This is a genomic window from Variovorax sp. 01T439_2, assembly GCF_056398445.1.
This window is the reverse complement of sequence record NZ_JBFTPJ010000150.1, coordinates 1-8291: the sequence shown is the minus strand read 5'-3', so window position 1 is coordinate 8291 and position 8291 is coordinate 1. Positions and strand designations below refer to the sequence as shown.

Here is an 8291-nt window from a genome sequence, read left to right as displayed (position 1 = left end):
AGGCCTGGCTCACCGATGGCCCGCTGATCGAGCGCTACGCGCCGCCGCTGGGCCCGGGCGTGGCCGAGCGCTTTGCCTGGTCGCGCGGCGTGACCGATGCGCAGATCGTCGCGGGCCGCGCCTTCCGCATCGCTTTCCGCAGCCACCTGGCCAAACTGCTCGGCAGCGACAGCGTGCTGCTGATGCCGACCATGCCCGACATCGCGCCGCTGCGCAGCGAAGGCGAGGCCGGCCTGGAGGACTACCGCAACCGCGCGATCCGGATGCTGTGCATTGCGGGCCTTGCCGGCTTTCCGCAATTGTCGATGCCGCTCGCGCAGCGCCATGGTGCGCCGCTCGGCATTTCGCTGCTCGGGCCGGCGGGGTCGGACCGGTCGTTGATCGGGTTGGCGGAGCGCATTGCCGGCGGCTGACGCGGCCATCGCGCCCTGGCCCTGACTTGGGCGACACTGCGGCCTTCCATCATGCATTGAGCGCAGGAACAGCAACATGTCGCAGGCCTCGCCGCAATTCGTGGATTTCATCGTCGACCGGCTCTCTGGAATCGACGGCATCACGACCAACCGCTTCTTCGGCGGCACCGGCCTCTCGGCCCACGCCACGCAGTTCGCGATGGTCATGGGCGGCAGCCTCTACTTCGTCGTGGACAAGGACACCCGGCCCAGGTACGAGAAGCTGGGCAGCACCTGCTTTGCCTATGACACGAAGGCGCGGCGGGTCCAGGTGCGCAAGTATTTCGAGGTTCCCATCGAGATCATCGAGGACCATGAGGCGCTGGCGGCCTTGGCAAGGGAAGCCGTTCTCGCGGCGCAAGGCCTGAAGACAAAGAAGCCGGCCGGCAAGCGCGCCTAGTTAGTCGCGCCAATCGACGACCACCCGCGCCGCCAGCGCGCAGGTATCGCAATCGACACTCGCCGCGGCCCGCTCCACCACCACGAAGTCGCCCGCATCCACCGCCAGCAGCGCGTGGTGCCAGGTGCCGGGCGCGAGTGTCACGCCCTGCAGCCCGTCGGTCACGAACGCAGCGAGCGCAGCGGGCGCGGGCGCCTCGCCGGCCGGCGCCACGACGATGACGAAGCGCCTTTCTCCCAAGGGCACGAAAGTCTGGCTGCCGAGCGCGTGGCGCTCCATCTCCGTGACTTCATGCGGAAAGCGCCGCGCCTGCGCACGGAACAGCGCGAGCATCGGCCGGCCGCCCTGCGCGCCGAGCTGCAGGTCGCCGACAAGGTCGAAGCGTTCGGCATTGCCGCCATTGATCGGGCGGCCCTTCTTGCCGGCGGGCACGGCCAGCACCGTGCCGTAGGGCGCGAAAGCCTGGGGTGTCAGCGGTTGCACCGCGAGCGGCATCGGGGCGAGGAAAGCTGCATCGTTCATGCGGCGGAGTACAGCAGAAAACATGCCGATGGTCACCGGGCCTGCGTGCGCTTCCTACCGCTGCGACTGATCAACCGATTCAGCGCCGGGCACCCGCACCCGCTCCAGGATGAAATCGATGAAGGTGCGGATCGCCCGCGTGTGCTGCCGGTTGGGCATGTAGAGCATGAACATCTGCGTGCCGAAGATGCTGAGGCGCCAGTCGTCCAGCGTGGTCACCACGTCGCCCTTGCGCACGTCCTCCTGCACCACGTAGTCGGGCACCAGGCCGATGCCCAGGCCCGCGAGGATAGCCTGGCGCAGGAACAAGAAGTTCTCCGAGATCAGCGTCGGCTCCAGGATCACCTCGCGCCGCACCTCTCCCAGATTCTGGCCCTGGTAGGCCGACACGCGCAGCTGCCGGCCGATGACGGCGGCCGTCACTACCGGCGCGCCCTGCAGTTCGTCGAGCTGCACCGGCAGCGGATGCTTCTCGGCATAGCCGCTTGAAGCGCAGGCCACGTAGCGCACCGGCCCCATCTCGCGCGCCACCAGGTTCTGCGGCGGCTCTGGAATCACGCGGATCGCGATGTCGACCTCGTCGCGCAGCAGGTCCTCGATGCGGTTCTCGAACACCACGTCGAGCACGATGCCGGGGTACTGCCGCTTGAAGTCGATCAGCCAGCCGGCCATCACCAGCTGGCCGTAGCCGCTGGGCACGCTCAGGCGCACGCGGCCCTGCAGGCCCTGGCCCAGCGTGGTGACCGATTCCTTCGCGGCCAGCAGTTCGGCCTGGATCGCCACGCCGTGCTGGTACAGGCGCAGGCCGATCTCGGTCGGTTCGGCGCGGCGCGTGGTGCGGCGCACCAGCTGGGCGCCGACCGAGCGCTCCAGCTGGTTCAGGTGGTAGCTGACGTTGGCGCGGCTCATCTTGAGCCGGCGCGCGGCCGCGCTCAGGTTGCCGGCGTCAAGGATTTCCACCAGCAGGGTCAGCGATTGGAGATCCATGAGCGGATTGTGTCAAAAATTCTTTGACAGTCTGTCAATGGTCTATGCAATTGTCAAAGCACCGGCACCGGCCAAGAATGCGGGGTTCACCCCCAGAGCCTCGGGCCCCTCGCGTTTGCAGCAGGGCTCGCCACGCAAGAGACAAGACAAGCACATGGCCACCACACCCTCCAGCCCTTCCACGTCTTCCGGTCCCGTCAGCTTCGAGCGTCTTGGCGACGTGTTCGTGGTGACCATCGACAACCCGCCCGTCAACGCCCTGGGCGTGGATGTGCGCCGCGGCCTCGTGGCCGCCATCGAGGCGGCCGAGGCCGACGGCGCCGCGGCCGCGGTGCTTCTCGTCGGCGCGGGCCGCAACTTCATCGCGGGCGCCGACATCCGCGAATTCGGCAAGACGCCGCAGCCGCCCTCGCTGCCCGAGGTGTGCCTTGCTATCGAGAACTGCAGCAAGCCGGTGGTTGCCGCCATCCACGGCGCCGCGCTCGGCGGCGGGCTCGAAGTGGCGCTGTCGGCGCACTACCGCCTGGCCGCACCGTCGGCCAAGCTCGGCCTGCCCGAAGTGCAGCTCGGCCTCTTGCCCGGCTCGGGCGGCACGCAGCGCGCGCCGCGCCTGATCGGCGTGAAGCCCGCACTCGAACTGATGCTCAGCGGCCGCCACGCGGGCGCGAAGGAAGCGCTGTCGCTCGGCCTCGTGGACCGGCTCGGCAACGAGGCCGATGCGCGCGCTGAAGGCCTGGCCTATGCGCAGGAACTGGTGGCCGCCAAGGCGCCGGTGCGCCGCACGCGCGAGGCCGGCGGCCTGGCCGACAAGGAAGCCAGCCGCGCCGCGCTCGAAGCCGCGCGCGCCGACACCGCGAAGAAGAGCCGCGGCCTGTTCTCGCCGATGAAGATCATCGAAGCCGTCGAGGCCGCGCTCACGCTGCCCTTCGACGAAGGCATGGCGCTGGAGCGCAAGCTGTTCCTGCAGTGCATCGACAGCCCGCAGCGCGCCGGCCTGATCCACGCCTTCTTCGCCGAGCGCGAAGTGCTGAAGGCGCCCGAGACCCGGTCCGCCGCGCCGCGCGCGCTCGCGTCGGCCGGCATCGTCGGCGGCGGCACCATGGGCGCAGGCATCGCGGTGGCGATGCTCGACGCGGGCCTGCCCGTGACCATGATCGAGCGCGACGAGCCCAGCCTCGCGCGCGGCCGCCAGCATGTCGAGAAGGTGTACGACGGCCTCATCAAGAAGGGCCGCATGACGCCCGAGGCCAAGACCGCCGTGATGGCGCGCTTCTCGGGTTCCACGTCTTATGACGCGCTCGCGCAGGTCGACATCGTGGTCGAAGCGGTGTTCGAGGACATGGGCGTGAAGAAGGCCGTGTTCGCCGAGCTCGACCGCGTGTGCAAGCGTGGCGCGGTGCTCGCCACCAATACCTCCTACCTGGACATCGACGAGATCGCCGAGAGCATTTCGCGTCCGCAGGACGTGGTGGGCCTGCACTTCTTCTCGCCGGCCAACATCATGAAGCTGCTGGAGATCGTGGTGCCCGCCAAGGTCAGCGCCGACGTGGTCGCGACCGGCTTCGAGCTTGCGAAGAAATTGAAGAAGGTGCCAGTGCGCGCCGGCGTGTGCGACGGCTTCATCGGCAACCGCATCCTCGCGGTGTATCGCCAGGCCGCCGACCACATGATGGAAGACGGCGCGTCGCCCTACCAGATCGACGAGGCCGTGCGCAACTTCGGCTACCCGATGGGCCCGTTCCAGGTGTCCGACCTCGCGGGCGGCGACATCGGCTGGGCCACGCGCAAGCGCAAGGCCGCCACGCGCGATCCGCAGGCGCGCTACGTGCAGATTGCCGACCGCATCTGCGAGCGCGGCTGGTTCGGCCAGAAGACGCAGCGCGGCTACTACCTGTACCCCGAGGGCGCCCGCACCGGCCAGCCCGACCCCGAGGTGCTGGCCATCATCGACGCCGAGCGCGAGCGCGCAGGCATCACGCCGCGCACCTTCACCGAGGAAGAAATCATGCGCCGCTACATGGCCGCGATGATCAACGAGGGCGCCAACGTCGTGCTCCAGCGCATCGCGCTGCGCCCGCTCGACGTGGACGTGACCTTCCTCTACGGCTACGGCTTTCCGCGGCACCGCGGCGGCCCGATGAAGTACGCCGACACCGTGGGCCTGCCGAAGGTGCTGGCCGACATCCGCGAATTCGCGAAAGAGGACCCGATCTTCTGGAAGCCCTCGCCGCTGCTGGTGGAGCTGGTCGAGCGCGGTGCCGACTTCGCCAGCCTGAACCAATCCGAGTAACCAGAGCCAGCCGTCCAGGAGACATCCCCCATGCGCGAAGCCGTCATCGTTTCCACCGCCCGCACCCCGCTCACCAAGGCGCACCGCGGCGAATTCAACATCACGCCGGGCCCCACGCTCGCGGCCTTTGCGGTCAAGGCCGCTGTCGAGCGCTCGGGCCTGGATCCCGCGCTGATCGAGGACGCGATCCTCGGCTGCGGCTACCCCGAAGGCACGACCGGGCGCAACATCGCGCGCCAGAGCATCATCCGCGCAGGGCTGCCGATCAGCATCGCCGGCACCACGGTCAACCGCTTCTGCGCCTCGGGCCTGCAGGCGATCGCGATGGCCGCGGGCCGCATCGTGGTGGACGGCGCGCCGGCCATGATCGCGGGCGGCGTCGAGAGCATCTCGCAGATCCGCGGACGTAGCCCCGGCGACGGTGGCGACCTCAGCCTGGACCCGTGGATCGTCGAGCACAAGCCCGCGCTCTACATGGCGATGATCGAGACCGCCGACATCGTGGCCCAGCGCTACGGCATCAGCCGCGAGGCGCAGGACCGCTTCTCGGCCGAGAGCCAGCGCAAGACTGAAGAAGCGCAGCTCGCCGGCCGCTACAGGGACGAGATCGTCGCCTGCACCACCACCATGGCCGTGACCGACAAGGAGACCAAGGAAGTCAGCTACCGCGAAGTCACCGCCACCGAAGACAACTGCAACCGCCGCGGCACCACCTACGAGGCGCTCGCCAAGCTGAAGCCCGTGATGGGCGACGACAAGTTCATCACGGCCGGCAACGCCTCGCAGCTGTCCGACGGCGCCTCGGCCTGCGTGCTGATGGAAGCGAAGGACGCGGAGCGTGCCAACCTCAAGCCGCTCGGCGCCTTCCGCGGCCTTGCGGTGGCCGGCTGCGAGCCCGACGAGATGGGCATCGGCCCGGTGTTCGCGGTGCCCAAGCTGCTCGCGCGCCATGGCCTCAAGGTCGAGGACATCGGCCTCTGGGAACTCAACGAAGCCTTCGCCTCGCAATCGATCTACTGCCAGGAGAAGCTGGGCATTCCGTCGGAACTGCTCAACGTGAACGGTGGCGCGATCTCCATCGGCCACCCCTTYGGCATGACCGGCGCGCGCCTCACGGGCCACGTGCTGATCGAAGGCAAGCGCCGCGGCGCGAAGTACGCGGTGGTCACGATGTGCATTGCCGGCGGCATGGGCGCGGCGGGCCTGTTCGAAATCTATTGAGGAGCGCACGATGGACCTGAACTTCACCCCTGAAGAAGAAGCCTTCCGCGCGGAAGTGCGCGCCTTCCTCGCCGACAAGCTGCCGGTGCGGCTGTCCGAGAAAGTACGCGGCGGCAGGATCCTTGCCAAGGCCGACATGGAGGAATGGCACGCCATCCTCAACGCGCGCGGCTGGCTCGCCAACCACTGGCCCGAGCAGTACGGCGGCCCGGGCTGGACGGCGGTGGAAAAATTCATCTTCGAACACGAATGCGCGCTGGCCTTCGCGCCGCGCATCGTGCCCTTCGGCGTGAACATGCTCGGCCCGGTGCTCATCAAGTACGGCAACGAGGCGCAGAAGCAGCGCTGGCTCCCGCGCATCCTCGATGGCTCCGACTGGTGGTGCCAGGGCTACTCGGAACCCGGCGCGGGCTCCGACCTGGCGGCCGTGAAGACCTCAGCCGTGCGCGGCATCGACGCCCAGGGCGACCACTACATCGTGAACGGCCAGAAGACCTGGACCACGCTGGGCCAGCACGCCAACATGATCTTCTGCCTGGTGCGCACCAACCGCGAGGCGAAGAAGCAGGAAGGCATCAGCTTCCTCCTGATCGACATGACCTCGCCCGGCGTCGAAGTGCGCCCGATCATCACGCTCGACGGCGAGCATGAAGTCAACGAAGTGTTCTTCTCCGACGTGCGCGTGCCGGCCGAAAACCTCGTGGGCGAAGAGAACAAGGGCTGGACCTGCGCCAAGTATCTTTTGACCTACGAGCGCACCAACATCGCGGGCGTGGGCTTCTCGGTGGCGGCGCTCGAGCAGCTCAAGGGCATTGCGGCCACGCAGACGAAGAACGGCAAGCCGCTGGCCGAAGACCCGGCGTTTGCCGCACGCATGGCGCGCGTCGAGATCGATCTGGAGAACATGAAGACCACCAACCTGCGCGTGATCGCTGCCGTGGCGGGTGGCGGCGTGCCGGGCGCGGAAAGCTCGATGCTCAAGATCCGCGGCACCGAGATCCGGCAGGAGATCTCGTCGCTCGCGCGCCGCGCGATGGGCGTTTACGGCCGGCCCTTCGTCGAGGAAGCGCTGCACGACGGCTTCGACGGCGAGACCTTCGGCCCCGCCTACGCATCGGCCGCAGCCGCGCGCTACTTCAACAACCGCAAGCTGTCGATCTTCGGCGGCTCGAACGAAATCCAGAAGAACATCATCTCCAAGATGATCCTGGGCCTCTAAAGGAGACATGCAGTGAACTTCGAACACACCGAAGACCGGCGCATGCTCGCCGACAGCCTGAACCGCTTCATCGCCGAGCAGTACGCCTTCGATGCGCGCGACCGCATCGCAAAATCCGCGCACGGTTTCAGCAAGGAGATCTTCCAGAATTTCGCCGAACTGGGCGTGATCGGCGCGCTGTTCAGCGAGGCCGACGGCGGCTTCGGCGGCGGCGGCTTCGACATTGCCGTGGTCTTCGAGGCGCTGGGCCGCGGGCTCGTGGTCGAGCCGCTGCTGGGCGCCGTGATGGTCGGCGAGGCGCTCAGCGCGGCCGGCAGCGATGCGCAGAAGCAAACGCTTGGCGACATCATCAACGGCGTGACCGTCGCAGCCTTTGCGCATGACGAAGCCGACACGCACTACGAACGCACGCGCGTGGCGACCCGCGCCGAACGCAGCGGCGACGGCTGGGTGCTCCACGGCGCCAAGGCCGTGGTGCCGCAAGGCGAGCAGGCCGACCTGTTCCTGGTTTCGGCCCGCAGCTCGGGCAAGGTCGACGATGAAGCCGGCATCTCGCTGTTCCTGGTGCCCGCAAAGACCGCAGGCCTTTCGGTGCGCGGCTGCCCCGCCATCGACGGCGGCCGCGTCGCCGAACTCGCGCTCGACGGCGTGAAGCTCGGCGCCGACGCGCTGCTGGGCACCGAAGGCCAGGGCCACGCGACGCTGGAACGCGCCATCGGCCGCGGTGTGCTCGCGCTGTGCGCCGAGGCACTCGGCGCGATGGAAGCCGCCAAGACCGCGACGCTCGATTACCTGCGCACGCGCAAGCAGTTCGGCATGCTGATCGGCAGCTTCCAGGCGCTGCAGCACCGCATGGCCGACCTGCTGCTCGAGATCGAGCAGGCCCGCTCGGCCGTGATCAACGCCGCGGCCGCCATCGACGGCAGCGACCGCGTGGCGCGCGAGCGTGCGCTGTCGGCCGCCAAGTTCAGCGTCGGCCGCATCGGCGCGCTGGTGGCCGAAGAAAGCATCCAGATGCACGGCGGCATCGGCATGACCTGGGAGCTGCCGCTGCCGCACTACGCCAAGCGGCTCGTGATGATCGACCACCAGCTCGGCGACGAAGACCACCATCTGCAGCGCTACATCGCGCTGGGCCAGGAGGTGGCCGCATGACCGAAAAGACCGTTTTGATKTCGCAGCAGGGCGCGGTCCGAATCC

Annotated in this window: 8 protein-coding genes; 6 read left to right on the top strand and 2 right to left on the bottom strand. The window is 68.3% G+C overall.

What is annotated here, in order from left to right; genetic code table 11:
- Both AC1DOC_RS09835 and AC1DOC_RS09830 read left to right on the top strand, forming a co-directional pair.
- Positions 1-413, top strand: a 413-nt coding sequence (locus AC1DOC_RS09835; RefSeq protein WP_478129728.1) for an amidase family protein, incomplete at its 5' end; no start/stop codon positions are given.
- A gap of 76 nt (positions 414-489) precedes the next feature.
- Positions 490-852 carry a TfoX/Sxy family protein gene (locus AC1DOC_RS09830; protein ID WP_012746000.1) on the top strand — a complete coding sequence of 121 codons (363 nt, stop codon included), beginning with the start codon at positions 490-492 and terminating at the stop codon, positions 850-852.
- Here AC1DOC_RS09830 and AC1DOC_RS09825 read toward each other — a convergent pair whose 3' ends face one another.
- Both AC1DOC_RS09825 and AC1DOC_RS09820 read right to left on the bottom strand, forming a co-directional pair.
- Positions 853-1374 carry an ureidoglycolate lyase gene (locus tag AC1DOC_RS09825; RefSeq protein ID WP_478079506.1) on the bottom strand — a complete coding sequence of 174 codons (522 nt, stop codon included), beginning with the start codon at positions 1372-1374 and terminating at the stop codon, positions 853-855.
- 54 nt (positions 1375-1428) lie between these two features.
- Positions 1429-2361, bottom strand: a complete 933-nt coding sequence (locus AC1DOC_RS09820) for a LysR family transcriptional regulator (protein WP_278874377.1) — start codon at positions 2359-2361, stop codon at positions 1429-1431.
- A 154-nt stretch (positions 2362-2515) separates the two neighbouring features.
- Between AC1DOC_RS09820 and AC1DOC_RS09815 the strand changes: the two genes are divergently transcribed.
- Genes AC1DOC_RS09815 through AC1DOC_RS09800 form a run of 4 tightly spaced genes read left to right on the top strand, consistent with a single transcriptional unit; the run spans position 2516 to position 8246 of the window.
- Positions 2516-4651: a 3-hydroxyacyl-CoA dehydrogenase NAD-binding domain-containing protein gene (locus AC1DOC_RS09815; protein WP_062363251.1), complete on the top strand. Its 2136-nt coding sequence runs from the start codon at positions 2516-2518 to the stop codon at positions 4649-4651.
- 30 nt (positions 4652-4681) lie between these two features.
- Entirely contained in the window at positions 4682-5872 is a 1191-nt protein-coding gene (locus tag AC1DOC_RS09810) for an acetyl-CoA C-acyltransferase (protein ID WP_062363254.1), read from the top strand.
- Positions 5873-5882: 10 nt separating this feature from the next.
- Positions 5883-7091, top strand: coding sequence for an acyl-CoA dehydrogenase family protein (locus AC1DOC_RS09805; protein ID WP_436299538.1), 1209 nt, complete (start codon positions 5883-5885; stop codon positions 7089-7091).
- Positions 7092-7103: 12 nt separating this feature from the next.
- Positions 7104-8246, top strand: a complete 1143-nt coding sequence (locus tag AC1DOC_RS09800; RefSeq protein WP_062363259.1) for an acyl-CoA dehydrogenase family protein — start codon at positions 7104-7106, stop codon at positions 8244-8246.
- Positions 8247-8291: the final 45 nt, after the last annotated feature.

Coding starts and splice junctions, on each gene's coding strand:
- AC1DOC_RS09830 (WP_012746000.1), top strand. CDS start 490: ATGTCGCAGGCCTCGCCGCAATTCGTGGATTTCATCGTCGACCGGCTC.
- AC1DOC_RS09820 (WP_278874377.1), bottom strand. CDS start 2,361: ATGGATCTCCAATCGCTGACCCTGCTGGTGGAAATCCTTGACGCCGGC.
- AC1DOC_RS09815 (WP_062363251.1), top strand. CDS start 2,516: ATGGCCACCACACCCTCCAGCCCTTCCACGTCTTCCGGTCCCGTCAGC.
- AC1DOC_RS09825 (WP_478079506.1), bottom strand. CDS start 1,374: ATGAACGATGCAGCTTTCCTCGCCCCGATGCCGCTCGCGGTGCAACCG.
- AC1DOC_RS09805 (WP_436299538.1), top strand. CDS start 5,883: ATGGACCTGAACTTCACCCCTGAAGAAGAAGCCTTCCGCGCGGAAGTG.